This is a genomic window from Streptomyces pseudovenezuelae (genome assembly GCF_001513955.1).
GTDB lineage: Bacteria > Actinomycetota > Actinomycetes > Streptomycetales > Streptomycetaceae > Streptomyces > Streptomyces pseudovenezuelae.
This window is the reverse complement of sequence record NZ_KQ948148.1, coordinates 73,294-98,555: the sequence shown is the minus strand read 5'-3', so window position 1 is coordinate 98,555 and position 25,262 is coordinate 73,294. Positions and strand designations below refer to the sequence as shown.

General features: G+C 71.9%; 25 protein-coding genes and 2 pseudogenes. 18 read left to right on the top strand and 9 right to left on the bottom strand.

Annotated features, from left to right (window positions below; all coding sequences use genetic code 11):
- Positions 1 to 486 precede the first annotated feature (486 nt).
- The 6 genes from AQI94_RS20890 to AQI94_RS20870 all read left to right on the top strand — a co-directional run bounded on the left by AQI94_RS20890 (position 487) and on the right by AQI94_RS20870 (position 9,687).
- Positions 487 to 2,712: a glycogen debranching N-terminal domain-containing protein gene (locus AQI94_RS20890; RefSeq protein ID WP_051832187.1), complete on the top strand. Its 2,226-nt coding sequence runs from the start codon at positions 487 to 489 to the stop codon at positions 2,710 to 2,712.
- Between the two features lie 81 nt (positions 2,713 to 2,793).
- On the top strand, positions 2,794 to 3,963 hold the full coding sequence (locus AQI94_RS20885; RefSeq protein WP_031045140.1) for a glycosyltransferase family 4 protein: 1,170 nt from the start codon (positions 2,794 to 2,796) through the stop codon (positions 3,961 to 3,963).
- Between the two features lie 231 nt (positions 3,964 to 4,194).
- Positions 4,195 to 4,338 carry a hypothetical protein gene (locus AQI94_RS45065; protein WP_167364515.1) on the top strand — a complete coding sequence of 48 codons (144 nt, stop codon included), beginning with the start codon at positions 4,195 to 4,197 and terminating at the stop codon, positions 4,336 to 4,338.
- A 112-nt stretch (positions 4,339 to 4,450) separates the two neighbouring features.
- Positions 4,451 to 4,873, top strand: a complete 423-nt coding sequence (locus AQI94_RS20880; protein WP_031045137.1) for a hypothetical protein — start codon at positions 4,451 to 4,453, stop codon at positions 4,871 to 4,873.
- A gap of 153 nt (positions 4,874 to 5,026) precedes the next feature.
- A complete protein-coding gene (locus AQI94_RS20875; protein ID WP_031045134.1) occupies positions 5,027 to 5,920 on the top strand; it encodes a glycosyltransferase family 2 protein in 894 nt (297 codons plus the stop codon).
- Between the two features lie 362 nt (positions 5,921 to 6,282).
- On the top strand, positions 6,283 to 9,687 hold the full coding sequence (locus AQI94_RS20870) for a BTAD domain-containing putative transcriptional regulator (protein ID WP_031045130.1): 3,405 nt from the start codon (positions 6,283 to 6,285) through the stop codon (positions 9,685 to 9,687).
- Here AQI94_RS20870 and AQI94_RS20865 read toward each other — a convergent pair whose 3' ends face one another.
- From AQI94_RS20865 to AQI94_RS20855, 3 genes are all read right to left on the bottom strand, one after another.
- Positions 9,688 to 11,385, bottom strand: a complete 1,698-nt coding sequence (locus tag AQI94_RS20865) for a bifunctional 3'-5' exonuclease/DNA polymerase (protein ID WP_062229875.1) — start codon at positions 11,383 to 11,385, stop codon at positions 9,688 to 9,690.
- Positions 11,386 to 11,453: 68 nt separating this feature from the next.
- On the bottom strand, positions 11,454 to 12,197 hold the full coding sequence (locus AQI94_RS20860; protein WP_031051742.1) for a Clp protease N-terminal domain-containing protein: 744 nt from the start codon (positions 12,195 to 12,197) through the stop codon (positions 11,454 to 11,456).
- A 61-nt stretch (positions 12,198 to 12,258) separates the two neighbouring features.
- Complete coding sequence (locus AQI94_RS20855) at positions 12,259 to 12,888, bottom strand: LysE family translocator (RefSeq protein WP_031051740.1); 630 nt, start codon at positions 12,886 to 12,888, stop codon at positions 12,259 to 12,261.
- A gap of 66 nt (positions 12,889 to 12,954) precedes the next feature.
- On the opposite strand from AQI94_RS20855, the gene AQI94_RS20850 reads away from it, so the two are divergent.
- Positions 12,955 to 14,112, top strand: a complete 1,158-nt coding sequence (locus AQI94_RS20850; RefSeq protein ID WP_031051738.1) for a DUF2786 domain-containing protein — start codon at positions 12,955 to 12,957, stop codon at positions 14,110 to 14,112.
- Here the strand turns inward: AQI94_RS20850 and AQI94_RS20845 are convergent.
- The 4 genes from AQI94_RS20845 to rpmB form a co-directional block, all read right to left on the bottom strand.
- Positions 14,093 to 14,632 carry a DUF4232 domain-containing protein gene (locus tag AQI94_RS20845; RefSeq protein WP_031051736.1) on the bottom strand — a complete coding sequence of 180 codons (540 nt, stop codon included), beginning with the start codon at positions 14,630 to 14,632 and terminating at the stop codon, positions 14,093 to 14,095. The genes AQI94_RS20850 and AQI94_RS20845 overlap by 20 nt on opposite strands.
- 87 nt (positions 14,633 to 14,719) lie before the next feature.
- A complete protein-coding gene (locus tag AQI94_RS20840; RefSeq protein WP_031051734.1) occupies positions 14,720 to 15,211 on the bottom strand; it encodes a hypothetical protein in 492 nt (163 codons plus the stop codon).
- A gap of 66 nt (positions 15,212 to 15,277) precedes the next feature.
- On the bottom strand, positions 15,278 to 15,583 hold the full coding sequence (gene rpsN, locus AQI94_RS20835) for a 30S ribosomal protein S14 (RefSeq protein WP_031051732.1): 306 nt from the start codon (positions 15,581 to 15,583) through the stop codon (positions 15,278 to 15,280).
- Positions 15,584 to 15,596: 13 nt separating this feature from the next.
- Complete coding sequence (gene rpmB, locus AQI94_RS20830) at positions 15,597 to 15,833, bottom strand: 50S ribosomal protein L28 (RefSeq protein WP_031051730.1); 237 nt, start codon at positions 15,831 to 15,833, stop codon at positions 15,597 to 15,599.
- A 63-nt stretch (positions 15,834 to 15,896) separates the two neighbouring features.
- Between rpmB and rpmG the strand changes: the two genes are divergently transcribed.
- The 7 genes and pseudogenes from rpmG (at position 15,897) to AQI94_RS20800 (ending at position 19,004) form a co-directional block, all read left to right on the top strand.
- Positions 15,897 to 16,061 carry a 50S ribosomal protein L33 gene (gene rpmG / locus AQI94_RS20825; protein ID WP_007383717.1) on the top strand — a complete coding sequence of 55 codons (165 nt, stop codon included), beginning with the start codon at positions 15,897 to 15,899 and terminating at the stop codon, positions 16,059 to 16,061.
- Between the two features lie 5 nt (positions 16,062 to 16,066).
- Positions 16,067 to 16,315, top strand: coding sequence for a type B 50S ribosomal protein L31 (locus AQI94_RS20820; RefSeq protein WP_031051728.1), 249 nt, complete (start codon positions 16,067 to 16,069; stop codon positions 16,313 to 16,315).
- Complete coding sequence (locus AQI94_RS20815; protein WP_062229874.1) at positions 16,315 to 17,493, top strand: CobW family GTP-binding protein; 1,179 nt, start codon at positions 16,315 to 16,317, stop codon at positions 17,491 to 17,493. Before AQI94_RS20820 ends, AQI94_RS20815 begins: the two co-directional genes overlap by 1 nt.
- Entirely contained in the window at positions 17,493 to 17,726 is a 234-nt protein-coding gene (gene rpsR, locus AQI94_RS20810; protein WP_031042739.1) for a 30S ribosomal protein S18, read from the top strand. The genes AQI94_RS20815 and rpsR overlap by 1 nt, the downstream gene beginning before the upstream one ends.
- Before the next feature lie 240 nt (positions 17,727 to 17,966).
- A pseudogene (locus AQI94_RS20805) lies at positions 17,967 to 18,320 on the top strand (ArsR/SmtB family transcription factor); the annotation flags it as partial.
- Positions 18,269 to 18,538: pseudogene (locus tag AQI94_RS42930) on the top strand (SRPBCC family protein); the annotation flags it as partial. The pseudogenes AQI94_RS20805 and AQI94_RS42930, both read left to right, overlap by 52 nt.
- A gap of 223 nt (positions 18,539 to 18,761) precedes the next feature.
- Positions 18,762 to 19,004: a DUF397 domain-containing protein gene (locus tag AQI94_RS20800; RefSeq protein ID WP_031042736.1), complete on the top strand. Its 243-nt coding sequence runs from the start codon at positions 18,762 to 18,764 to the stop codon at positions 19,002 to 19,004.
- A gap of 90 nt (positions 19,005 to 19,094) precedes the next feature.
- Here AQI94_RS20800 and AQI94_RS20795 read toward each other — a convergent pair whose 3' ends face one another.
- Positions 19,095 to 19,595 carry an ATP-binding protein gene (locus tag AQI94_RS20795; RefSeq protein WP_037941956.1) on the bottom strand — a complete coding sequence of 167 codons (501 nt, stop codon included), beginning with the start codon at positions 19,593 to 19,595 and terminating at the stop codon, positions 19,095 to 19,097.
- A gap of 365 nt (positions 19,596 to 19,960) precedes the next feature.
- On the opposite strand from AQI94_RS20795, the gene AQI94_RS20790 reads away from it, so the two are divergent.
- From AQI94_RS20790 to AQI94_RS20775, 4 genes are all read left to right on the top strand, one after another.
- Entirely contained in the window at positions 19,961 to 20,785 is an 825-nt protein-coding gene (locus tag AQI94_RS20790) for a helix-turn-helix domain-containing protein (protein ID WP_031042732.1), read from the top strand.
- Positions 20,786 to 20,926: 141 nt separating this feature from the next.
- Entirely contained in the window at positions 20,927 to 22,387 is a 1,461-nt protein-coding gene (locus AQI94_RS20785) for an aldehyde dehydrogenase family protein (protein WP_031042729.1), read from the top strand.
- A gap of 114 nt (positions 22,388 to 22,501) precedes the next feature.
- Complete coding sequence (locus tag AQI94_RS20780) at positions 22,502 to 23,038, top strand: DinB family protein (RefSeq protein WP_031042726.1); 537 nt, start codon at positions 22,502 to 22,504, stop codon at positions 23,036 to 23,038.
- Between the two features lie 21 nt (positions 23,039 to 23,059).
- Positions 23,060 to 23,701 carry a PadR family transcriptional regulator gene (locus tag AQI94_RS20775; RefSeq protein ID WP_031042724.1) on the top strand — a complete coding sequence of 214 codons (642 nt, stop codon included), beginning with the start codon at positions 23,060 to 23,062 and terminating at the stop codon, positions 23,699 to 23,701.
- Positions 23,702 to 23,844: 143 nt separating this feature from the next.
- On the opposite strand, the gene AQI94_RS20770 is transcribed toward AQI94_RS20775, so the two are convergent.
- Positions 23,845 to 25,251 (bottom strand): glutamate decarboxylase, encoded by a 1,407-nt coding sequence (locus tag AQI94_RS20770; protein WP_031042720.1) that lies wholly within the window; start codon positions 25,249 to 25,251, stop codon positions 23,845 to 23,847.
- Between the last annotated feature and the right edge of the window lie 11 nt (positions 25,252 to 25,262).

The following is a 25,262-nucleotide window of genomic DNA, read 5'->3' as shown; positions in this document are numbered from 1 at the left end:
GTTCTCCCATGTGAGGCAACAAGTATGGGGTGAGGAAGGGCTTTTGGCGCCCCTGTTGCACAACTCGCCCGCCGGTGGCCCGCACCTTGCCGGCCGGGTGCCCCGCCCTTTGCCGCCGGGTGACTCGTCGTTCTTCTGCCGGTGGCTCGCCTTTTGCCCGTTGGGTGGCTCGCCGCTCTTCCGTCGGTGGCTCGCCTTTTGTCCGCCGGTTGGCTCGCCCTTCTTCCGTCGGTGGCCCGCCCCTCTTCGGCCCGTGGCCCGCCCCTCACCCGCCGGTTGGCCCGCCCCTCTTCCGCCCGTGGCTCGCCCGACCTCGCATGATGGCTGAGGGGGCGGCCAGCCGTTATCGTGGCTCCCCATCAAGCGGCTGCCTCGGGTGATTTGTCCGACGACCGCCCTCGCCACTCGCGAGGATGGGACGACCGCCCGAAGGGCCCGGCCGGCACGGTCGCAGCGGGCCTCGCGGCGCTTTGGAAAGGTACTTCAGTGAACGACTCCGCCTCCCCTCAGCCGGGCCGTCAGCCGTTTCTGGACGCTACGGTGATCTGCCTGGCCGCGCCGTCGTTCGCGATGTCCTCCGAGGACGGACAGCTGCGGGGGACCGGGGTCGACGGGTTCTACGACCAGGACCGAAGGCTGCTGCACACCCTCAGGCTGCTCGTCGACGGCCAGGAGCCGGAGCATGTCGCCCACCGCCCGGAGGGTTCCCGGGAAGCGCTGTTCCGGGCGGTGTGCCGGTCCTCCGAGGACCCGACGTCCGCTCCCTGGCTGCTGGTCGCGCGCGAGCGGGCCGTACGGCGTCCGGACCGGGGCGAGTCGGGCGATGTCGTCCTGGTGCAGAACGTCAGCGGGCGGACGGCCCGGTGCACCGTCTCGGTGGTGGCCGCCACCGACCTCGCCGACGTCGCCACGATCAAGGCGGGGCTGCCGGTCGACGACGTTCCCTGCGAGCAGGTGGAGGGCGTCGTCCCCGCGGTGCGGTGGCACAGCCCGCACGACAACAGCGAGGTCGTGCTGCGGATCGAGCCCCTCGCGCCGGCCGCGGGCGGGAACCTGCCGAGGATCACGCCGGTCGAGGGCCGTCCCGGCCAGGTGGAGTTCCGCTGGGAGCTGGAGCTGGCCCCGGACGAGGAGTGGTCCGTACACCTGCTCGTGCACGGCAAGACGACGACCGTCGCGGGATATCCGGTGCCACCGCGGCAGGGCGCGCCCTGGCAGCGGGCCGAGGTCGTCGGGCACGAGCGCATGTCCGCGCTGCTGGAGCGGGCCCTCGCCGACCTGGAGGCGCTGCGGCTCGCCGACCGGAACAGCTCCGCCGAGGAGCGCGAGGACCAGTTCGTGGCCGCCGGATGCCCCTGGTTCCTCGGCCTGTTCGGCCGCGACAGCATCTGGGCGGCCCGCATGATGCTGCCGTTCGGGACCGGGCTGGCCCGCGGCACGCTCCATGCCCTGGCCAGGCGGCAGGGCACGCGCCACGACGCGTTCACGGACGAGGCGCCGGGCAGGATCCTGCACGAGTTGCGGCCCGCCGAGACACGCCACGGCGACGGCATGGTGCTGCCCGCCCGCTACTACGCGTCGGTGGATGCGACCCCGTTGTTCGTGGTGCTCCTGCACGAGGCGTGGAAATGGGGCCTCGCCGAGGAGGACGTCAGGGCCCTGCTGCCCCATGCCACGGCCGCCATGGGCTGGGTCGAGCAGGCGATGGACGGCCATGACCTGATCAGCTACGGCAAGGGCCGGGCGGACGGGCTGCTCCACCAGGGCTGGAAGGACTCGTCCGACGCGATCCGCGACGCGCGGGGACGGCGGGTCGACCCGCCCATCGCCCTGTGCGAGGTCCAGGGCTACGCCTACCAGGCCGCCACGGGATACGCCGAACTCCTCACCGCGCTCGCGGGAGGACAGGCGGCGGAGCGGGAGGAGGCCGCCCGCTGGCGGGAACGGGCACGGCGGCTGCGTGCCGCCTTCCACCGGCTCTTCTGGATCGACGGCGAGGACGGCCGACGCTATCCGGCCATCGCCGTCGACGGGAGCGGCGCCCCGGTCACCGGGCCGGCCTCCAACATGGGGCACCTGCTGAACTCCGGCATCCTCCAGAACGACAAGGAACACCGGTGGGTGGCCGAGACACTCATGTCGGACGAACTGCGGACCCCCTGGGGAATCCGCACCCGTTCCGCGCACCTGGCCGGATTCAACCCGTTCAGCTACCACGGCGGTTCGGTCTGGGCCCACGACTCCGCCATCGCCGTGCACGGACTCGCCACCACGGGTTTCGTCGAGGAGGCCGCGACCCTGCTGGGCGGCATGCTCGACGCGGCCGCGCACTTCGACTACCGGTTGCCCGAGCTCTACGCGGCCTACCCGTCGTCCCGGTTCGGGCAGCCGGCGCCGTATCCCCCCTCCTGCCGGCCGCAGGCCTGGGCGGCTGCCTCCGCCGCACTGCTGTGCTCCGCGATGCTGCGACCGGATGTCGACGTTCCCGGTCGCCGACTGGCGCTACGGCCGATCGCGCCCTCACTCATGGGACTGAATTCCCCCTACTCTGTTCGGGGATTGAGGCTCGGCGAACGCTCGGTCGACGTGCGCGTGGACATCGACGGCAGCACGGACGTGGTCGGCGTCGACGACGAGGAGTGGCGTATCGAGGCATCCGGGATCCGCGTGACTGACGGTTCCGGACGACCTGACGCACAACGGTCCCCATGACCTGACGCACAACGGTCCCCGACGAGAGGGAGATACGTGACAGGCGGTGGGCCAACAGAAACGCGGTGCTCCATAGCTCTCGTGCACTGGGCCTTTCCGCCTACGGTCGGAGGCGTCGAGTCACATCTGGCCGACTACGCCGCCCTGTTGGCGCGCCGGGGATACCGGGTGACCCTGCTCACCGGCGAGCCCCGGCCCCAGCCGGTCGACCAGGTCGACATCCTCACCCACCCCCTGCTGCGGCTGGCCGAGTACCACCGCACCGCCCTGAGCGGGGGAGGCCGGCGGCTGACGCCCCTCGAACAGCGGCAGGCCCGCGACCTGCTGGAGTGGCTCACGCGGACTGTGGAGAGCAGAGGCATACAGCTGGTGCACGGGCACAACCTGCACCACTTCTCGCCGGTCCCGGCGCTGGCGCTCAGCCGGCTGCGGGAGCGCACAGGCACGCCGTTGCTGCACACCTACCACAGCATCTGGCCCGAGGACCCGTGGACGGCCCGGTTCTGCCGGTCCTGGGACGGCCACTACGTGGTGTCGGACTACCTCGCGTTCGCCTGCCGTACCCATCTGGGCATCCGCGCCCGGCGCACCTATCTGGGCATCGCCACCAGCCGGTTCCGCGAACTGCCGCCGGCCCGCGCCAACGGCTCCAGCACCGTGCTGCTGCCCGCCCGGCTCATCCCGGACAAGGGTGCGGAGCTGGCCGTACGCATGGTGGGCAGGCTCCGCGCGAACGGGCTGCCGGTCCGCCTCGTGCTGACCAGCCCGCACGAGGTCGTCGACTGGCACGAGGAACAGCAGGGCTTCCTGCTGCGGCTCAACCGGCTCATCGGCGACCTGGACCTGCGCTCCCACGTCGATCTGGTCCCCACCCCCAAGGAGCTCATGCCGCGGCTGTACGCCCGGTCCCACGTGGTCGTGTACCCCTCGGACTACCCGGAGCCGCTCGGCCTGGCCCCGCTGGAGGCCATGTCCGCCGGACGGCCCGTCGTTGTCACCGCGACCGGTGGGCTGCCGGAGGCCGTCATCCACGGCAGGACGGGATACGTCGTGACACCGGGCGATCTCGATCAGCTGGGTGAGCGGGTGCGGAGCCTGATCCTCGACCCGGAGCTCTCCAGCCGGCTGGGACAGCAGGGGCGCAGGCACGTGGAGCGCCAGTTCAACCTGCACACCTACGTCGACAAGATGTCCACGCAGTACGCCTCGTTCGTGGAGGACCGCGTCGAGGGCCTCCCGCGGAGCGGCTAGCGCGCCGGCGCGCGTAAGGGGGCGTACGCCGTGACACGCACACGCACTCGCACGGGCACCGCAGCGGAGGCCCCGGCACATCCCCCCGCCCCCCTTTACCCGTTACCGCCAATAACCGCCCGCCCGCTTTGGCGGTCCGCTGCCCTGTGGCACCGATCGCTGCCCGGCTAACGTCCCGGCATGAGGCGACGCAAGCGCATCGGAACGAGCCGCGCCACGTCCTTACGACGGGTGCGGGACAGGACGATCCAGCGGCGGGACGACGTCCGGTCCGGCGGTTGGCGCAGACGGTTCGGGCGCCGGGCCGAACAGGCGCGCCCCTGGCTCCAGTTCCTCGCCGACCTCGCCACACTGCTCGCGCGAGTGGTGCGGTAGCCGGTCCGGGGCGTCCGCCCGTGCCCCCGTGACCCCGTGTCCGCACGGACATCTGCCGCCAGGACCGTCACGATGGACTGAAGGGGGACGGATCAGCGCGCGGAGGTGCCGTATGTCAGGAACCGGTTCGGCGGGCGGCTACTCCGCCACGCCCCTCGCCAGGAAGCTCGGCATCAAGGCGGGGCACCGGGTACGGCTCGACGGCGCGCCCGAAGGGTGGGACATCCCCGGTCTGCCCGACGGCTGCGAGGTCGCCGCCGGCGGCCCGCGCGGCGCGGACGTGGCCCTGACCTTCCACCGTGAGTACGCGCGGCTCGCCGCCGAGGCGGGTGAACTGGTCGCCGGCCTCGCGGACCACGCCGCACTGTGGATCGCCTGGCCGCGCAGGGCCGCCGGTCACGTCAGCGACATCACCGAGAACTCCCTGCGTGAGGTCTTCCTTCCGCTCGGCGTCGTCGACGTGAAGGTCGCGGCGCTGGGGGAGGACTGGTCGGGGCTGAAGTTCGTGCGGCGCAGGGAGAACCGGCGGGGGTGACACGGGGGCTGTTCGAGGGGTCCCGAGCCGAGCGGACGCCGGCCCACCCGTGTCGGGCCGTCGCCATACCTGAGAAGTCCTTACCGTGAACGGCTAGCATCGCGCCGGTTGATGCCCGTCGGCATGACCGGGACGAGGGGACGAGGTGGGGACATGGGCGCGCCGAGGATCGCCGTGGCCGTCGTGACGATGGGGAACCGGCCCGACGAGGTCGACGCCCTGCTGCGGTCCGTGGCCAAGCAGGACCTCGCCCCGGCCCGGATCGTGATCGTGGGCAACGGCTGCCGGCTGCCCGAGTTCGCCGAACGGCTCTCCCTGCCCGGCGAGGTCACCAGCCTCGACGTCGAGGAGAACCTCGGCTGCCCCGGCGGGCGGAACGTGGCGCTCGCCCGGCTGCGGGACTTCGGAGACGTGGACGTCGTGGTGGAGCTCGACGACGACGGCCTGCTCGTGGACGCCGATGTGCTGCGCCGCGTACAGGAGTTGTTCGCGGCCGACGAGCGGCTCGGCATCGTCGGTTTCCGCATCGCCGACGAGAGCGGCGAGACCCAGCAGCGGCACGTGCCCCGTATCGGTGCCTCCGACCCGATGCGCGGCGGCCAGGTCACCGGGTTCCTGGGCGGCGGGCACGCCTTCCGCATGGCCATGCTCGCCGAGACCGGGGACTGGCCCGCCGAGTTCTTCTTCGCCCACGAGGAGATCGACCTGGCGTGGCGGGCCGCCGACCGCGGCTGGCGGATCCTGTACGCGCCCGAACTGCTCCTCCAGCACCCGAGGACCTCACCGGCCCGGCACGCCATCTACTACCGGGTCAACGCCCGCAACCGCGTCTGGCTGGTCCGCCGCCGATTGCCCCTGGCGCTGATCCCCGTGCACCTGGGCGTGTGGACGGCACTCACCCTGCTGCGGATCCGTTCGTCCAGCGGACTGCGCGCCTGGTTCGGCGGATTCGTCGAGGGCCTGCGGGAACCGGCCGGCGAACGGCGGCCGATGCGCTGGCGAACGGTGTGGCGGCTCACCCGCCTGGGACGCCCGCCGGTGATCTGAGGACCGACGGCCCGGACACAGGACGAGGGTCCCGGTCGTTCACCTCCACCGACCGGAACCCTCTCGCGTCCCACGGATCCGGCCGCGACGGCGACACTCCCCCGAGTTGCGCGTGGTACGCGCGCACCCTCGGGCCAGATCCGATGTTGTGATCACATCAGGTTGCGCCAACAAGTCGCTAACATGTGGCCAACGCATCTACCTTTCGTTGCCCGCCGGTTGGCCTGAAGTCGACTGCGGTGATGGGGGACCGACGGTGGGCAACCGCGGGACGACAGCGGATTCCGGCAGCGGCCGGCGTCGGACGGCTGGCGGGAAACCGCCGTGAAGAGGGCGGATTTCCGCCAGAAGTGGGCGGCGTGATGGGGCGCGGATCGCAGTCGGGGCTGCGGTTCGGACTGCTCGGGCCGCCGATTCTGTACGTCGGCCATGAAAGCCGTGGTGGCCATGAAAGCCATGGCGGTCACGACAGCCACGACAGCCACGGCCACGGTGGTCACGACCGCCGCAACGCCCACGACGCCCACGACAGCGCCGGTGTACGCGTCGTCGGCAGCCGCAAGCAGCGCATCCTGCTGGCCGCGCTGCTCCTCGAAGCGGGCCGGGTCGTCTCGACCAAGTCCCTCAAGGAGGCGCTGTGGGGCAGCACGCCGCCCGCCTCGGCGAAGGCCTCGCTCCATAACCACGTCTCCCGGCTGCGACGGCAGCTCGACGATCCCGAACGGCTGCAGGCGGTGGCCCCCGGCTACCTGCTGCGCGTCGCGCCGGGCGAACTCGACGTCCAGGTCTTCGAGAGCCACGCCGCCCGTGCCCGCGGCGCGCACGCCGAGGGGGACTGGACCGGGACCGTCCAGGCCTGCGCGGCGGCGCTCGCGCTGTGGCGGGGCGCTCCGCTCAGCGGAGTCCCCTCCGAAATCGCCGGATACACCCTGGTGCAGCGCCTGGAGGAGGCCCGGCTGCTCCTCCTGGAGTGGCACTACGACGCCGAGCTGGCCCTCGCCGACACCCGGCCGGACGCCCTCGTGCCCGAACTCTCCGCGCTGGCCGCCGAACACCCGCTGCGCGAGTCCTACCACCGTCAGCTGATGCTCGCCCTGCACCGCACGGGCCGCCAGGCCGAGGCCCTCGCCGTCCACCGCGACCTGCGCACCCGCCTGGTCGAGGAACTCGGAGTGGAACCGGGCCCGGCGGTCCGCGAGGCACATGTGGAGGTGCTGCGCGGGGGAGCCGGGGGCGGGCGGGCCGAGGCCGATCGGGGCAGCGACAGGGACCGGGCGGCCACAACCGAGCGTGCCCACCAGACCGTTGACTTCGGCGCTGCCGGCGAGGGGGGCCGGTCGGCCGCTCCCGGCGCGCCTCGCCCCGGCGCTACGCGCGGAGATGTCCCGCGGGCCGTCCCCCCGTCACCCCTGGCCGTCCCTCTGTCGCCCCCGGCCCACCCGCCGGCACCCGCTGCCGACGACCCGTCGCCCGCTGACCCCGAGGATCCCGAGGATCCCGAGGATCCCGAGACGCAGGGTGACGGAGCGCCCCTCCTGCTACCCCGCCCCGCCCAACTCCCCCCGCCCCCCGGTCACTTCACCGGCCGTGTCACCACCCGGCACGATCTGCGCCGTGCTCTCACCTCGGACGGTGGCCCCGCCGTCGGTGTCGTCAGCGGCATGGCCGGCGTCGGCAAGAGCGCACTCGCCCTGCACGTCGCCCATGAGCTGCGGGAACGTTTCCCTGACGGCCAGCTCTACGTCAATCTCCAGGGCGCCACCCCGGGGATGACCCCCCTCTCCCCGGCCCAGGCCCTCACGGCCCTGCTCCGCGACCTCGGCGCCGACCCGCGCAGCATCCCCGAACACCCGGACGCGGCGGCCGCGTTGCTGCGCTCACTTCTCGCGCCCACCCGTACGCTCATGGTGCTGGACGACGCGGCCAGCGCCGCGCAGGTGCGGCCGCTGCTGCCGGCCGGCGGCGGCTGCGCGGTGATCGTCACCAGCCGCTCCCCCCTGACCGCCCTCGACGACGCCCACCGCTTCCCGCTCTCCCCGCTCTCGGCCGAGGAGAGCGCGGAGCTGCTGCGCGCGGTGTCGGGCCGGCCCGGCCGGAACGGAAACGGAGGGGAAGCCCCCGTCGAGGAGGGCGCCCCCGCCACCCCCGAAACCGCCACCCCCATCGACGCCTCGCACCCCCTCATAGAACTCACCGGCCGCCTCCCGCTGGCCCTGCGCGTGGTCGCCGCCCGCCTGGCCGCCCGGCAGGCTCTCACCCCCGATGTGCTCGCCGACCAACTGGCCGCCACCGAGGACCGGTTGCGGCACCTGGAGTACGACGACCTCTCCGTCCGGCGCTCCCTGGCCGTCGCCCACGACGCCCTCGCCGCCTCCGGCCGCCGCTCCGACCGGGACGCCGCGCTCGCCCTGTGCCGCATCGGCGCCCTCGACCTGCCCACCTACGGCGTCCCCCTGGTCGCCCGCCTCCTCGGCACCGACGCCACCGACGAGACCCGCGCCGAGGACGCACTCGACCGCCTCGTGGACGTGGCCCTCCTGGAGGAGACGGCGTACGGCCGCTACGCCCCGCACGGCCTGGTCCGCGACTTCGCGCGGGAACTCGCGGCCACCGGGCACGCCCCCGACATCGTCCGCACCGCCCTGCGCTGGTACGCGGCCGTCGCCGAACGCGCCCTCACCGCGATCGTCGAACCCGGCCTCGACCTGGAGGACCGCCGCCGCCCGACCGCCGCGCAACCACCGGAGCACGCGGCCCACGTGCTGGCCATCCCGCCGTTCCCCTCCTCGGAGAAGGCCTTCGCCTGGGGGGAGTCGGAGCTGGAGAACATCGTGGCCCTGGCCGAACGGCACACGGACACCCCCGACGCCCGCACCGCCGCCCATGTCTCCACCCTGCTGCGGCTGCTCTCCCCCTTCCTCCAGCGCAGCGGCCGGGTCGCCGAGACGGAGATCCTCGGCCGGTCCGCGCTCACGCTGGCGCGGCGGCTCGACGACGAGGAGGCCGAGGCGTGCGCCCTGGGCGACCTGGCCGGCCTGCACTTCCTCACCGGCCGGCACAGCGAGGCGCTGGCCCTCAACGACCGGGCCCTCGCGATCTGGCGGCGCCTGGGCCGGGACTCCTGGACGCGCCGCTGCCTCAACAACCGGGGCCTGCTGCTCGAAGGCCTGGGCCGGTACGCCGAGTCGGGCGAGGCACTGCGGCAGAGCCTCGCCCACGCACGGCGGTTGAACGACCCCTTCGGCGAGGCCGTCACCCACAGCAACCTCGGCAATCTGTACGAGCACACCGACCCGCGCGCCGCCATCGAGCAGCACCGGCGCTCGCTCGCCATCGGCGAGGAGACCGGCAGCGCGGTCGTGCGGCACTCGGCGCACTGCAACATCGGCTACGCCCACCTCACCCTGGGTGAACCGGCCGCCGCGGTCGCGCACTTCGAGGAGAGCCTGCGCATCCTCGGCAGCCCCGGCGACTGGCACGGCGAGTCGCAGACCCGCCTGGGTCTGGTCCGGGCCCTGCGCCTGATCGGCCACGGCGAACGCGCCGCCGCCGAGTGCGCGGAACTGCTGCGCCGCGCGGACGCCCGCGCCGACCGCTACACCGGTGCCCTCGCGCGCCACCAGCACGGACTCCTGCTGCGCGAGCGGGGCAGGACCGAGGAGGCGTACGAGCAGTGGCGGGCCGCTCTCGACGCGCTGGACGGCACGGACGAGAAGGCGGTGCTCCAGGAGCTCATCGCGCTGCTCGACGACTCCGGCTTACGGTGATCACTTCGCGTCCGCGTAGCACTCCACCACCGCCGTCGTGAACGGGAACCGCACCGGTGTCTCGCCGAACGTCAGCCGCCCGGCCAGCTCCGACGCCCTTCCGATCGCCGCCACAACCGCCTCGGCCTCCTCCTCGGGACAGTGCACGATCACCTCGTCGTGCTGGAAGAAGACCAGTTCGGCCGCCATCGGCGCCAAGGTCTGACGCAGCGCGGCGAGCAGCAGCAGGGCCCAGTCGGCGGCGCTGCCCTGCACCACGAAGTTCCGGGCGAACCGCCCGCGGGCGCGGGTGTTGGTGGAGGCGTACCCGGGGACCCAGCCGTCCTCGCCGGAGCCGGAGCCGGGCTGCCCGGGCGGTTCGTCCTGGGGGATGCCCGCCTCCTCCGCGTCACCCGTCCCGGCCGCCGGCGGACAGGTCCGCCCCAGCCAGGTCCGCACCAGCCGGCCCTCCTCGCCCGCGCGGGCCGCGTCGTCGACGTACGCCACCGCCTTCGGGAAGCGGCGTCTGAGCGCGGCGAGGTTCTTGAGGCCGTCGCCGGAGGTCTGGCCGTAGACCGCGCCGAGCACGGCGAGCTTGGCCTGGGCGCGGTCGCCGGAGAAGGCCCGGTCGGAGACGGACTGGTAGAGGTCGCTCCCGCGTCCGGCCACCTCCATGAGCCCCGGGTCGCGGGAGATGGCCGCGAGCACCCGCGGCTCCATCTGGTCGGCGTCCGCCACCACGAGCCGCCAGCCGGGGTCGGCGACCACCGCGCGCCGGATCACCTTCGGGATCTGCAGGGCGCCCCCGCCATGGGTGACCCATCTGCCCGTGACGGTCCCGCCCGCCAGGAACTCGGGCCGGAAGCGGCCGTCCCGGACCCAGTCCTGGAGCCAGGACCAGCCGTGGGCGACCCAGATGCGGTACAGCTTCTTGTACTCGACCAGCGGCTTCACGGCCGGGTGGTCGAGGGACTCGATCTCCCAGCGGCGGGTCGACCTCACCTTGATCCCGGCCTGCGCGAACGCCTTGACGACATCCGCAGGCAGATCGGGCCGCACCCGGCGCCCGAAGGCCGCGGACACCTCGTCGGCCAGCTCGGCCAGCCGCCGGGGCTCCCCGCCACCGGCATAGCGCTCGCCCAGCAGCTCGTGCAGCACCCGGCGGTGGGTCTCGGCGCTCCACGGCAGTCCGGCGCGGTTCATCTCGGCGGCCACCAGCATCCCCGCCGACTCGGCAGCGGTCAGCAGCCGCATCCGGTCGGGGTGCGCGGTGGCGTCGTGCCGTCGCTGCTGGTCGGCGTAGACCTCGACGAGGTCGGCCAGCGGCAGACGGACGCTCTGCGGCTCGAACAGGGGCGACTGCGATCCCGGTTCGGCGGCGCGCAGGGGCGGGTCGGGAGGTACCGGCCCGCCGCGCAGCCGGGCCAGGGCGGCGGCGGCCGAACGCGGCTCCCCGGCCCGCCCTTCGTGGCCGAGCAGGAGGGTCTCGGCGTCCTCGATGTCGTAGCACCGCTCCACCCGCACCCCCGCGGCGAGCAGACGCGGATAGACCTCGGCGGTGGACCGCCACACCCACCGCGCCACCTCGGGCCGCCCCCGCACGGCCTCGGCCGGATCCGGCTCCCACCGCACCGGCCCGACGGGCAGCCCGTCGGGCCCGAGGGCGGCGAGCTCCACACCACCGTCCTCGGCCGGAGCGAGAGCCCAGCGGTCCGTCATGCCTGCGAGTCTGCCAGGCACCTCTGACAACGGACCTTCCGGACATCTGCCGCCCCCGCGGAGTGTCCTCAGCCCTGCTCGCCCCGCTCGCCCTGCAGCTTCAGATATTCCGCCAGTTCCTTGGTGACGGCATCCTCCACCGGGCCCTTCTCGACGCCGAGGCCCGACAGGACCCCGGTGCCGTGCTCGAACTCCAGGAGGGCGAGCAGGATGTGTTCGGTGCCGATGTAGTTGTGGCCCAGCCGCAGCGCCTCGCGGAAGGTGAGTTCGAGGACCTTCTTGGCGTCGGAGCCGTACGGGACGAGCTCGGGGGCGTCCTCGGCGGCCGGTGGGAGCGCGTCGGTCGCGGCCCGGCGGACGGCGTCCAGGGTGATCCCCTGTGCGAGGAGCGCCTTGGCCGCGAGGCCCTCCGGTTCGGCCAGCAGACCGAGGACGAGGTGCTCGGGGCGGCCCTCGGGGTTGCGGGCGGTGACGGCCGCGTTGTGGGCCGACATCACCACGTTGCGGGCCCGCGTGGTGTACCGGCTGAAGCCCTGGTCGGCGTTCAGGTCCGCGGACTCCTTCGGCACGAACCGCTTCTGCGCCGCCTGCCGGGTGACCCCCATGCTCCTGCCGATGTCCGTCCAGGAGGCCCCCGAACGCCGGGCCTGGTCCACGAAGTGGCCGATCAGATGGTCGGCCACCTCCCCGAGGTGATCGGCGGCGATCACCGCGTCCTGGAGCTGGTCGAGGGGCTCGACATGGACCTTCTTGATGGCCGTGATGAGGTCGTCGAGCCGTACGGATGACGTGATGCCTGGATTCGTCGTCATGCGTCAACCTTAGGTTGACGCTCCCCGGGGTGTCAACCTAAGGTTGCCTCTCCCTTGGCCGCTACTTCGGCGAGGCCGCCAGTCGCACCGCGAGCCCCGTGAACACCGTCCCCGAGGCGATGTTCATCCACCGGTTCACGCGCGCACTGCGCCGCAGGACGTTCCCGAGCCGCCCGGAGAGCAGCCCCACGCTGCCGTCCCACAGGAACCCCATCACGACGAGCGTCGTCCCGAGCAGCAGCAACTGGCCCGGCACATGGCCGAGCGAGGGGTCCACGAACTGGGGCAGGAAGGCCACGTTGAACAGGATCACCTTGGGGTTGAGCAGATTGGTGACCGCACCCTGCCAGAAGGCCCGGCGCATCGACGCCTCGCCGCCGGTGTCCCCGCCCTCACCCGGAACCGACCGGTCCCGGAACGCCTTCACCGCCAGGTGGAGCAGATAGGCCGCGCCCGCCCAGCGCAGCACGTGGTACAGCGTCGGCAGGGTGTGGAACAGGGCCGACAGGCCGAGCGCCGCCGCCACCGTGTGCACGAACATGGCGCAGGCCACGCCGAACGCGGCCATCACCCCCGCGGCGGGTCCGCCCCGGCCGCCCGTCGCCACGATGAACATCATGTCGGGGCCGGGAGTGACACAGAGCGCGAAGGCGGCGACGAGAAAGGCCGCGTACAGAGACATGTCCACCATGCCGCCATGCTCGAAGCGGCACACGCGCGTGGGCGACCGATTTTCGCAGGGTGAGACGATCGCCCCGTGAGCAGCAGCAAGAACGGCGACCCGCACGGCGACCCGGCCGGCACCGTCGACCGCGCCTTCCGGGCCGCCCTCTACGCCGACGACGACACCGCCCTGGACACCGGTGCCTCCCTCCTCGCCGCCGACCCCGCGACGGACGCCGAACTGGCCCGGCGCGGCGCCGAGTTCGTGGCGCAGGCCTGGCGGCGCGGCTGGCAGCCCGCCGACGTCGTACGGATCGTGCGGCGCGAACTGGACGGCACCCATGTGCGGCTCGCCGGGGCCCTGATCCGCGCACAGGCCCCCGACGACCGCCCGCGCGGCCCCCGCTGGACCGCCCAGCTCGCCCAGCTGGAGGAGCCCGACGAGCACGCCGCCCGCGCCGACCGCTTCACGCACGCCACCGTCGTACTGGAGCTGTACCGCCTGCTGCTGCGCCTGCCCGCGCTGGAGCCGCTGGAGGACCCCCGGTCCGGGCACAGGGAGCACCGGGGTGACGCCCGCACGCTCGGCCGGATCCGCGCGCTGCTCGCCAAGGCGGAGGCGACCGGCTACCCCGAAGAGGCGGAGGCGCTCACCGCCAAGGCGCAGGAGCTGATGGCCCGGCACAGTGTGGACGAGGCGCTGCTCGACGCCCGGGCGCCCGCGAAGGACACCCCCGGCGCCTGCCGGATCGGGGTCGAGCCGCCGTACGAGCAGGCCAAGGCGGTGCTCCTCGACGCCGTCGCCACGGCCAACCACTGCCGGGCGGTGTGGAACGAACCGTTCGCCTTCTCCACGGTCGTCGGCTTCGAGGGCGACCTCGTGGCGGTCGAACTCCTGTACACCTCGCTGCTCGTGCAGGCGCAGTCCGCGATGGCGAAGGCGGAGGCGGCCCAGCGGGCGGGCGGCCGGGGGCGCACCAAGACCTTCCGGCAGTCCTTCCTCGCGGCCTACGCCCACCGCGTCGGCGACCGCCTGCGCACCGCCGCCGAGGCCCCGGTGACCGACGACCTGCTGCCGGTCCTCGCCTCCCGCGAGGTCGCCGTCACCGACCGTACGGAACGGATGTTCCCGCGGACCACCACGACCCGGTTGCGCGGCGTCAGCGACGAGGCGGGCTGGACCGAGGGCGCCCGGGCGGCCGACCGGGCGCAGGTCGGCAACCGGCCCCGGCTCAGTCTCCGGCCTGAGTGAAGGCGCCGACCGAGGCGGTCGGGTGATCGGCGCTGCCGCCCTGGCCCTGGACCGGCCCGTACGACCACTTGAAGCTCTTCTGGGTGTCGGCTCCCGGCAGGCCGATCGCCAGTGTCTTCACGTCGAGGCTCGCCTTGCCGCCGGCCTCTCCGCGCGTGTACGTGAGGGTGAAGGTGGCGGCCGTGCCCTTGGCCAGGGTCAGCTTCCTGGCTTTGGCCCCCTCCGCGGGCGAGAGGCTCGCCGACGAGTCCGCGGCGTTCAGGTCGATGCCGGGGAAGCCGTCCAGCGTGCACTCGGCGCTCTGGTTGGTGAGCGTGACGGGGATGTTGCCGGTGTCCCCGGCGGCGGGGGCGACGCTGGCGGGGCCGACCTCCACGTCCATGGCGCCGATCCGGCACGTGGTGCCGTTGCTCGGGCTCGCGGCGGCGCTGTCACCGCCGGAGCCGTCGCCGTCACCGGAGCAGCCGGTCAGGAGCAGGGCGGCGGCGAGGGCCGTGACGGCGAGGGGGGCGGCGCGCATGTGAAGTCCTCTGTGTGAGCGATCCGGTGCATGGATCATCACGCATCGCGGGACACCACGGTTGCCCGCCCCCACTGTTGTGCCGGGCTACGACCCGAGGCTCGCCGTCGGCAGCCCGCTCGGCATCCGGCCGCCCTCGGCCCGGGTGTAGGTCTCGGTGCCGAGACCGCCCGACCACCGCACCTTCAGCTTGGTCCTGCCGACCGACACGACCGTCCCGTCGGCCCGGTCCGTGCTGCCGTCCGTGCACTTGAGGCGGATGCGGTCCGCGCTCGCGCTACCGCTGCACACCGTGCCGCCGGTGGCGAAGAGGCCGGCCTGGTCGCCGTTGACCAGGAGCGCCACTGCCTTGCCGCCGGTGGTGGCCAGCCAGCTGCCCGCCACCTCACCGGACGCCGCGGACGACGTACCGCCGGAGGCGGACGCGGTGGACGACGCGGAGGCGCTGGAGCTGGGCGACGTGTCGTCGTCGGAGCCCCCGCCGCTGCACGCGGTCAGGACGAGCACGCCCGTCAGCCCCGCGGCCGCGAGCGCGGCCCGCCGAACCGACACGGTGCGCGAGAGGATCGCCGAAGTCACTGGAAGCTCCAAGCTGTAGTGGTCGGCCGGACGACCGCAGCAAGCTACCAGCACCACCCGTGAGAGTTACCAGGAGGATTTGCGGACACCTGGCAGGTATCCCGCGTGCGCCTGTCCGCGCAGGCTCACCCGGGACAGTCCGAAGGCCCGGAAGTAGCCGCGCGGCCGTCCGTCGATCTGGTCGCGGTTGCGCACGCGCGTGGCGCTCGCGTCCCGCGGCTGACGCCGCAACTCCGCCTGCGCGGCCAGCCGTTCGGCCTCCGAGGAGGAGGGCCGGCGGATGATCTCCTTCAGCTCGGCCCGCCGCTCGGCGTACCGCGCGACGATCTCCTGGCGCTTCCCGTTCTTCGCGATCTTGCTCTTCTTCGCCATACCGGTGCTCCCCTCAGATCCGCACACCGCGCGCGCGGATCCGCGCCACGGCCGCCTCGACGCCGATCGTGTCGACGGTTTTGATGCCCTTGGTGCTCAGCCGCAGCCGCACGTACCGGCCCTCGCTCGGCAGCCAGTAGCGCTTGGACTGGATGTTGGGGTCGAAGCGGCGCGAGGTGCGCCGGTGGGAGTACGAGATGCGGTTGCCGAAGCCGGGCCGGGCGCCGGTCAGCATGCAGTGGGCGGACACGGGGTGATGCACCTCTCTCGGAGCAGTTGTGTAAATGGAATTCATTTTCAGTAAGATAGCAGCATGGCACGCAACGAACTCCGCCCGGTCGTCAGGCTGCGGTCCACCGCCGGGACCGGCTTCACCTATGTGACCCGCAAGAACCGCCGCAACGACCCGGACCGCATGACCCTGCGGAAGTACGACCCGGTCGCCGGCCGCCACGTCGACTTCCGAGAGGAGCGCTGACCGTCATGCGCCAGTCGATCCACCCCGCCTACGGCCCCGTCGTCTTCCGTGACCGCGCCGCCGGCCACGCCTTCCTGACCCGCTCGACGATGACGAGCGAGAAGACCGTCGAGTGGGAGGACGGCCGCACCTACCCGGTCGTGGACGTCGAGATCTCCGACGTCAGCCACCCCTTCTACACCGGCACGGCCCGCGTCCTGGACACCGCCGGCCGCGTGGAGCGCTTCGAGCGCCGGTACGGAAAGAAGGGCTGATGCTCTCCGTCGTGATCGTCGGCGGGCTGCACGCCGACGCGCGCAAGGCGGCCGTCGGGCAGCTGCTCGCCGACGTGCCGGGCAGCGTCGTCCTCCACCACGACCTGGCGACCGCCGCGGCCGGCACCGTCGTACGCACGGTCCGCGACGCCTCCGGCGTCCTGTCCGCCGGCGAGGCGCCCCTGGTCAACGACTGCGCGTGCTGCGCGCTCCGGGAGGACCTGGTCCCGGAGCTGCGCCGCCTGGACGCGGCCGGGACGCTCCGCCTCGCGGTCGTCGAACTGTGGGACTCCGTCGAGCCCAAGGCGATGGCCGAGGTGGTCGCGGCCGCCGGACTCACGGTCACCGGTGTGATCACCGCGGTCGACCCGGCGCTCGTGCTGCCGTATCTGGGCAACGGCGACGACCTCGCCGACCGCGGTCTCGCCGCCGCGGCCACGGACCAGCGCACGGTCGCCGACACCTTCGCCCGCCAGCTGGAGTACGCCCCCGTCCTCGCCGTCCTCGACTCCCCGGAGGCCGACGAGGAGGACCGCGAACTCCTCGCCCAGCTCCACCCGACGGCCCGCCGGGTCCCGGTCCGTGACGCCGAACCGGTCGACGAGGCAGGCACCCGCTTTCCGGTACGGCGCTCCGCGCACTCGCCCCTGGCCCGCGCCGCCCTCGCCGGCTTCGACGTGGAGTCCGCGGCGGCGGCCCAGCACCCGGCCTGCGCCCTGCTGCCCGCCGAGGCCGACGCGCACGGTGTCGCCACGCTCGTGTGGCACCGCCGCCGGCCCTTCCACCCGGAGCGGCTGTACGAGGCCCTGGAGGACATCACCTGCGCGGCCGCCCGCAGCCGGGGCCGGTTCTGGCTCGCCGACAAGCCGGACGTGCTGCTGCACTGGGACGCGGCCGGGGGTGCGCTGTGCGTGGAGAGCGCCGGTCCGTGGCTGGCCTCGCTCCCGGACGCCGCCTGGGACCTGGTCCCGCCGGTGCGCCGGGCCGCCGCCGCGACGGACTGGCACCCCGAGCACGGCGACTGCTGCCAGCACCTCGTCTTCACCTCGCCCGGTCTCGACCGCGACGGACTCGAACGGCTCCTGGAGTCCTGCCTGCTGACCGACGCCGAGTACGCCGCGGGGCGCGCCGCCTGGAAGCGGCTCCCGCCCGCCTTCGACACCCTCCTGGAGGTCTGATGCCTCGCAAGCCCGAGCGCAAGCCCGTCAAGAACCGGCCCAACCCGCTGGACGCGGCCGGGATCACCTTCATCGACTACAAGGACACCGACCTGCTGCGGAAGTTCGTCTCCGACCGCGGCAAGATCCGCAGCCGCCGCGTCACCCGCGTGTCGGCCCAACAGCAACGACAGCTCGCCCGCGCCGTCAAGAACGCCCGCGAGATGGCATTGCTGCCCTATTCCAGCCGGTGAGGCCCAATAGGTAGGGGATTGCTCGGCACGGGGGATCGGTCACGACCGACGTCGACGCGGACTGCGCGCGGCTCGCGGAGGCCGGAACTCCCGTGCAGGGGACCCGACGAGCTCCCGTGGGGCCGCATGGCCTCCTTCACGGACCCCGACGGCAACGGCCTGATGCTGCTGACGGAGGCACACCAGCAGGAAGGCCGGCATGACCGACCGCACCAGGAGCCGGGGCCGGGACCACCGAGGCAGCCCGTCCAGGTCCTGGCCGACCACTTCGACATGCGGCGCCCGAGCCTGTCCGAGCATCTGAAGGTGCTGCGCGAGGCCGGCCTCGTCTCCGAGCAGCGCTCCGGACGGCAGCGCATCCACCGGCTGGAGGCGGCCCCGCTCGCCGAGGTGCAGGACTGGCTCCAGCCGCACGAGCGGTTCTGGCGCGGCCGGCTGAAGGACCTGGGCGCCCTGCTGGACCGTACGCTCGACGATGGCGTGACGCGAGCAACGCACCCGACGACGACCTCGCCGAGCCCGAACTGCTCGTGCAGTGGCAAATGCAGAGGGCGGAGGCGTTCCGGCTGGAGGTCGGGCACCGGTACACCATGACCTCCGTGCCGCGGCTCGACGCGAACTTCTCGGGCACCGTCGAGGTGGAGGTTCTCGCCCACGAGCCGCAGCGGATGCCGAGCCTCCGGTGGGCCGATGTCGATCCGGCCAACTCGGCTCACTGGACCGTCACATGGAACGTGGAACAGGAAGGGCGCGGTACGCGTCTCTTCCTAGTGCACGAGGGATTCGAATCCCGACGACCCGCTCAGCCGAGGGCCCGGACGATCATGGACGGGGGCTGGCGGACGCATGTGATGCGCGCTCTGGGGCACACGATGGAACGTATCCAGTACCCCACACGTCACATCTGTAACCGCAGGAACACCCCTCGTGCACGTGCATCTGCTCATGCATCTGCACGTGAACAGAGCTATGATCCGGACCAGTTGATTACTGCATCACTGGCCACAAGGCCACCGCACCACCGGGGAGCGACCTGTGGACCTCGACGTGTACAACGGCATGACGGCCACGGATCTGCGCGGGGTGGCCTGGCAGAAGAGCAGACACAGCAACTCGCAGGGATCCTGCGTGGAGTTCGCGCGCCTGCCGGACGGGGGAGTTGCGGTTCGCAACTCCCGCTTCCCGGACGGCCCCGCGCTCGTCTACACGCGCGCGGAGATCGAGGCGATGCTCCTCGGTATCAAGGACGGCGAGTTCGACCACCTGATAGCGGGTTGATCCACCGCACGGCTGGGTGACCCGCGGTAACCGTCTTCACGCACCGAGTAACGCGCGTAGAACCGGCACATCGGAAAACGCCGCCGTGCGTCACTCGGTGGAAGCGGCGGCCGGGCCCGGGTGCGGCTGGAGCCGGAACAGCGCCCAGACCACCTTGCCGCCCAGCGTCCCCGCCATCGGGTGCCAGCCCCAGCTGTCGCTGAAGGAGTCGACGAGGAACAGCCCGCGCCCCGACTCCGCCGAGAAGTCGTCGGAGTCGCGTGCGACCGGACTGTCCTGACTGGGGTCGCGCACCGCGCACACCAGCCGCTCGGTCCACCGCATCAAGTGCAGCCGCACGGGCGGATTGTGCTCCCCGTGGTGCCCGCCATGCGCCGGCATCGCGTGCCGCAGCGCGTTGGTGACCAGCTCGGAGACCACGAGACAGATGTCGTCGAAGTGGTCGCCCAGTTCCCACTGGTCGAGCGTTCTGCGGGTGAACCTCCGTGCGTCGCCCACCGCTTCGTAGCGGGCGGGCAGGGAACAGGAGGCGGCGTCGGACACGGCCGCGGGATCCAGCGGCGGAAGGCCCTGCCTTAACGGCTCGAGCATGGTCGATCCATTCATCCCCATGCGAGGCACTCCCGGGAACTCGCGGTCGTTGCGATGCAGCGGTTGCGCGGGACCATGGTTTCGGATGAGCGATGCAGATGCAAGGTGCAGATGCACGTGCACGTGACCGAATTGGCCATACCCGTACCGCTTGTTGGCCATTTTTTCCGCCATCTTCTCCACTGTTTCTTGCCTCTTCCTCCCCACTACCTGTCTCGGTGCTGTGCAGAATCTTTGGCTTCTTTCCATATCTGTAATCGGACGAGTACTGCTCGGAGTGTTTTAGTGGCAGACTTCGGCCCCTGAAGACGTTGGGGAGGCTGGCGAACGTGAGCGCGGGAGAGCCCGGATCGGTGGTGCGGCGGATGCTGCTCGGCTCGCAACTCAGGCGGCTGCGTGAGGCACGGGGCATCACGCGCGAGGCGGCGGGCTACTCGATCCGCGCGTCCGAGTCGAAGATCAGCCGGATGGAGTTGGGCCGGGTGAGCTTCAAGACGCGTGACGTGGAAGACCTGTTGACGCTGTACGGCATCACGGACGAGCAGGAGCGGGCCTCGCTCCTCTCCCTCGCCCGCGAGGCCAACGTCGCGGGGTGGTGGCACAGTTACTCCGACGTCCTGCCGAGCTGGTTCCCCACCTATGTGGGCCTGGAGGGCGCGGCCTCCCTCATCCGCGTGTACGAAGTCCAGTTCATCCACGGTCTGCTGCAGACCGAGGCGTATGCACGTGCAGTGGTGCGGCGCGGGATGAAGGGCGCGAGCGCGGCGGACGTCGAGAAGCGCGTGGCGCTGCGCCTGGAGCGGCAGAAGTACCTGGCCGACGACAGTGGTCCCGAGTTCCACGTGGTGCTCGACGAGGCGTCCCTGCGTCGTCCGTACGGTGACCGCCAGGTGATGCGGGGCCAGCTCCAGCACCTCATCGACGTCTCCGAGCGCCCCAACGTGCGGCTGCAGATCATGCCCTTCGGCTTCGGCGGCCACTCCGGTGAGAGCGGCGCCTTCACCATCCTCAGCTTCACTGAGTCCGACCTGACGGACGTCGTCTACCTGGAGCAGCTCACCAGCGCGCTCTACCTGGACAAGCGCGAGGACGTCACGCAGTACGAGAAGGCCATGAAGGAGCTCCAGCAGGACAGTCCGGGCCCCGACGAGAGCCGGGATCTGCTGCGCGGCCTCCTCCAGCTCTCCTGAGCGCGCGGGATCTCCACCAACCCTTCGAGGGTTCTCCCCAGAAGATTGCTCAGCGTGCCCAACTGGCGTGCCGCGCAAGTACGATGACGTGTGATCAGACCGTGACGTTGATCGTGTGTCTGCTAGTGATTTGGGGATCACATGTCGTCGTACTTCACCGACCTGGCCCAGCAGTACATCGACGGTGAGTGGCGCCCGGGCACAGGCTCCTGGGACATCATCGACTTCAACCCGTACGACGACGAGAAGCTGGCGTCGATCACGATAGCCACGGTCGACGAGGTCGACGAGGCGTACCGGGCCGCCGCCCGGGCGCAGAAGAAGTGGGCCCGGACCAACCCCTACGCCCGCCGCGCGGTGTTCGAGAAGGCGCTCCGGCTGATCGAGGAGCGCGAGGGGGAGATCGCCGAGGCGATCATCGCGGAGCTCGGCGGCACCCGCCTTAAGGCCGGTTTCGAACTCCACCTCGCCAAGGAGTTCCTGCGCGAGGCGGTCAACCTGGCGCTGCGCCCCGAGGGCAGGATCATCCCCTCACCGGTGGACGGCAAGGAGAACCGCGTCTACCGCGTGCCGGTCGGTGTCGTGGGCGTGATCAGCCCCTTCAACTTCCCCTTCCTGCTGTCGATCAAGTCGGTCGCCCCCGCGCTCGCGCTCGGCAACGCCGTCGTCCTCAAGCCGCACCAGAACACGCCGGTCGTCGGCGGCTCCCTGGTCGCGAAGATCTTCGAGGACGCGGGGCTGCCCGCCGGTCTGCTCAACGTCGTCATCACCGACATCGCCGAGATCGGCGACGCCTTCCTGGAGCACCCGGTCCCGAAGGTCATCTCCTTCACCGGCTCCGACAAGGTCGGCCGCCACGTGGCCACCGTCTGCGCCCAGCACTTCAAGCGCTCGGTCCTGGAACTGGGCGGCAACAGCGCCCTCGTGGTCCTCGACGACGCCGACATCGACTACGCGGTGGACGCCGCCGTCTTCAGCCGGTACGTCCACCAGGGCCAGGTCTGCATGGCCGCCAACCGCATCCTGGTCGACCGTACGGTCGCCGAGGAGTTCACCGAGAAGTTCGTCGCCAAGGTGCGGACCCTGAAGGCCGGCGACCCGCGCGACCCCGAGACGGTCATCGGCCCGATCATCAACTCCTCGCAGGCGGAGGCGGTCTCGGGCGCCGTGGAGCAGGCGATCGCCGAGGGCGCGACCGCGCTGATCCACGGCACCAGGAGGGACAACCTGGTCGAGCCCTCCGTCCTCACGGACCTGCCCGCCGACTCGCCCCTGCTCCGGCAGGAGCTCTTCGGCCCGGTCGCCCTCCTCGTCACCTTCGACGGCGAGGAGGAGGCGGTCCGCCTGGTCAACGACACCCCGTACGGCCTCAGCGGCGCCGTCCACACCGCGGACATCGAGCGCGGTGTCGCCTTCGCCAAGCAGATCGACACCGGCATGTTCCACGTCAACGACGGCACCGTCCACGACGAGCCGATCGTCCCCTTCGGCGGCGAGAAGCACTCCGGCATCGGCCGCCTGAACGGCGACACCATGCTGGACTCCTTCACCACCACCAAGTGGATCTCGGTCCAGCACGGCCGCAGCGGCTTCCCGTTCTGACGTCCGGCATTCGACGCCCGCCACGGGCCCTTCAGGACAGAACCTGTCCTGAAGGGCCCGTAGCTTGGCAGGTGTCGGGGGGAAGGCCCCCGCATCCGGCGAAAGGCGGCGGTCATGGTCACTCACGTTCCCTCGGAGGAGTACGGCGACGAGCGCGGCGCGCTCCTGGCCTTCCTGGAGGAGCAGCGCGGCGGGATCCGGCGCTCGCTGCTCGGGCTGACGGACGAGCAGGCCGCCGCGAAGCCCAGCGTGAGCGAGCTGTCCCTGGGCGGGCTGCTCAAGCATGTCGCCGAGGTCGAGCAGAGCTGGATCGCCCGCGCCAAGGGCGAGGAGCCGGCCGTGCGCCGGGAGCCGTCGAACTGGCACGAGTGTTTCGCCCTGGTCGGCGACGAGACCGTCGAGTCGCAGCTGGCGTACTGGGAGAAGGTGGCCGCCGAGACGGAGGCGTTCGCCCGCTCGGTGCCGAGCCTCGACGAGACCTTCCCGCTCCCGGACCAGCCCTGGTTCCCGCCCGAGGGCCGCGTCTCCGTGCGCTGGGTGCTGCTGCACCTGATCCGCGAGACGGCCCGGCACGCCGGCCACGCCGACATCATCCGCGAGTCCCTGGACGGGAAGACGGCGTTCGAGCTGGTGGCCCTCGCCGCGCAGTGAGGAAGCCATAACCTGGACCGCATGTCAACGATCCGTCTCCTCGTGCTCGGCGCGGTGCGCCAGCACGGGCGGGCCCATGGCTACCAGGTGCGCGGCGACCTGGAGTACTGGGGCGCGCACGAGTGGTCCAACGCCAAGCCCGGCTCGATCTACCACGCCCTGAAGCAGATGGCGAAGCAGGGGCTGCTGTACGCGCACGAGATCGCACCCTCCACGGCCGGCGGCCCGCCGCGCACCGAGTACGAGATCACCGACCTGGGCACCGAGGAGTACCTGCGGCTGGTGCGGGAGGCGCTGACCGCCTACGACCAGAAGACGGACATCAAGTCGGCGGCGATCGGCTTCATGGTCGACCTTCCGCGCGCGGAGGCGGTGTCGCTGCTCAAGGAGCGCGTCCGGCGCATCGAGGAGTGGCGCTCCGCCGTCACCGGGCACTACGTGCCCGAGGAGGGCACCGAGCGGCTCGGCCACATCGGCGAGATCATGAACCTCTGGATCCACACGGCCGACGCCGAGGCCGAGTGGACCCAGGGGCTCATCGCCCGCATCGAGGACGGGGCGTACACCTTCGCGGGAGAGGGCGCCCCGTTCGTGGGCGTCCTCGCCGACGGCGAGGAGAACCCCTACGCGACGGGGGAGCGGCACCCCGGGGACATCGGCTGATCAGTGTGACCCTGCCCAATGAATCCCCGGGAAACCGCCTCTCGGCCAGGTCGAGACCCTAATAGGGCCTGTCGTTCGGATCAGCCCGGCGTCGCGGGGTCTGGCACGCACATCTGCGGCCGGCCTGACCCAAACGAAAGGCCCTAGTGGTGGAACCCGGTCGCCGCGCCCTTGCTGTCGGTGGACGGGTGCGGCTGGCGGCGCAGTTCGGGCAGCAGGCTTCCCAGGTCGTCCACGAACATGTCGGCGAGGTCGGTCGAGAAGCCGTTGCGGCACACCACCCGCAGCACCGACAGGTCCTCGCGGTTCGCCGGGAAGGTGTACGCCGGCACCAGCCAGCCCCGCTCGCGCAGCCGCCGGGAGACGTCGAAGACGTCGAAGGCCTGGACGTCCGGGGCGGTCGTGAACGCGAACACCGGGAGTTCGTCGCCGCGGGTCAGCAGCCGGAAGTCGCCGAGCGCCTCGACCCGTTCGGCGACGCCCCGGGCCACGTCACGCGTGGACTGCTGCACCGCCCGGTAGCCCTCGCGGCCCAGCCGGAGGAAGGTGTAGTACTGCGCGACGACCTGGGCGCCGGGCCGGGAGAAGTTCAGCGCGAAGGTGGGCATGTCGCCGCCCAGGTAGTTCACGCGGAACACGAGCTCCTCGGGCAGGGCCTCCTTGTCCCGCCACAGCGCCCAGCCGACACCGGGGTAGACCAGCCCGTACTTGTGCCCCGAGGTGTTGATGGAGGCGACCCTGGGCAGCCGGAAGTCCCACACCAGGTCCTCGTCGAGGAAGGGGGCGACCATGGCCCCGGACGCCCCGTCGACGTGGACGGGGATGTCCAGACCGGTGCGCTCCTGGAGGGCGTCGAGCGCCGCGCACAGGTCGGCGATCGGTTCGTAGGAGCCGTCGAAGGTGGAGCCGAGGATGCCCACGACCCCGATGGTGTTCTCGTCGCACAGCTCGGCGGCGGCCTGCGGGTCGAGGTGGAAGCGCTCGCCCTCCATGGGCACCAGACGGGCCTCCACCTCCCAGAAGTTGCAGAACTTCTCCCAGCACACCTGGACGTTGACCCCCATGACCAGGTTGGGCCGCGCGCCCGGGTACCGGTCGGCGTTGCGCTGGGCCCAGCGCCGCTTGAGCGCCATGCCCGCGAGCATGCACGCCTCGCTGGACCCGGTCGTCGAACAGCCCACCGCCGTCGAGGGATCCGGCGCGTTCCACAGGTCGGCGAGCATCGCCACACAGCGCCGCTCCAGCTCGGCGGTACGCGGGTACTCGTCCTTGTCGATCATGTTCTTGTCCCGGCACTCACCCATCAGGACCCCGGCCTGCGGTTCCATCCAGGTCGTGACGAAGGTGGCGAGATTGAGCCGGGAGTTGCCGTCGAGCATCAGCTCGTCGTGGACCACCTGGTAGGCGGTCGAGGGTGGCAGGGGGGAGGTGGGGAGCCGGTGCTTGGGCGGGGCCTCGGTCATGCCGCCGACCGGATCGGCCTCGCCGTAGAAGGGATTGACGGACAGCGGGCGCTCGTCGGGCTTGTCGGAACCTTTGTGCAGTGGCATGGGCGTGCCTC

Excerpts from the sequence above, each read along its gene's own strand:
- AQI94_RS20880 (WP_031045137.1), top strand. The coding sequence starts at position 4,451 with ATGTCAGGAACCGGTTCGGCGGGCGGCTACTCCGCCACGCCCCTCGCC.
- AQI94_RS20875 (WP_031045134.1), top strand. The coding sequence starts at position 5,027 with ATGGGCGCGCCGAGGATCGCCGTGGCCGTCGTGACGATGGGGAACCGG.
- AQI94_RS20870 (WP_031045130.1), top strand. The coding sequence starts at position 6,283 with ATGGGGCGCGGATCGCAGTCGGGGCTGCGGTTCGGACTGCTCGGGCCG.
- AQI94_RS20865 (WP_062229875.1), bottom strand. The coding sequence starts at position 11,385 with ATGACGGACCGCTGGGCTCTCGCTCCGGCCGAGGACGGTGGTGTGGAG.
- AQI94_RS20860 (WP_031051742.1), bottom strand. The coding sequence starts at position 12,197 with ATGACGACGAATCCAGGCATCACGTCATCCGTACGGCTCGACGACCTC.
- AQI94_RS20855 (WP_031051740.1), bottom strand. The coding sequence starts at position 12,888 with ATGGTGGACATGTCTCTGTACGCGGCCTTTCTCGTCGCCGCCTTCGCG.
- AQI94_RS20845 (WP_031051736.1), bottom strand. The coding sequence starts at position 14,632 with ATGCGCGCCGCCCCCCTCGCCGTCACGGCCCTCGCCGCCGCCCTGCTC.
- rpsN (WP_031051732.1), bottom strand. The coding sequence starts at position 15,583 with ATGGCGAAGAAGAGCAAGATCGCGAAGAACGGGAAGCGCCAGGAGATC.
- rpmG (WP_007383717.1), top strand. The coding sequence starts at position 15,897 with ATGGCACGCAACGAACTCCGCCCGGTCGTCAGGCTGCGGTCCACCGCC.
- AQI94_RS20820 (WP_031051728.1), top strand. The coding sequence starts at position 16,067 with ATGCGCCAGTCGATCCACCCCGCCTACGGCCCCGTCGTCTTCCGTGAC.
- AQI94_RS20815 (WP_062229874.1), top strand. The coding sequence starts at position 16,315 with ATGCTCTCCGTCGTGATCGTCGGCGGGCTGCACGCCGACGCGCGCAAG.
- rpsR (WP_031042739.1), top strand. The coding sequence starts at position 17,493 with ATGCCTCGCAAGCCCGAGCGCAAGCCCGTCAAGAACCGGCCCAACCCG.
- AQI94_RS20795 (WP_037941956.1), bottom strand. The coding sequence starts at position 19,595 with ATGCTCGAGCCGTTAAGGCAGGGCCTTCCGCCGCTGGATCCCGCGGCC.
- AQI94_RS20790 (WP_031042732.1), top strand. The coding sequence starts at position 19,961 with ATGCTGCTCGGCTCGCAACTCAGGCGGCTGCGTGAGGCACGGGGCATC.
- AQI94_RS20785 (WP_031042729.1), top strand. The coding sequence starts at position 20,927 with ATGTCGTCGTACTTCACCGACCTGGCCCAGCAGTACATCGACGGTGAG.
- AQI94_RS20780 (WP_031042726.1), top strand. The coding sequence starts at position 22,502 with ATGGTCACTCACGTTCCCTCGGAGGAGTACGGCGACGAGCGCGGCGCG.
- AQI94_RS20775 (WP_031042724.1), top strand. The coding sequence starts at position 23,060 with ATGTCAACGATCCGTCTCCTCGTGCTCGGCGCGGTGCGCCAGCACGGG.
- AQI94_RS20770 (WP_031042720.1), bottom strand. The coding sequence starts at position 25,251 with ATGCCACTGCACAAAGGTTCCGACAAGCCCGACGAGCGCCCGCTGTCC.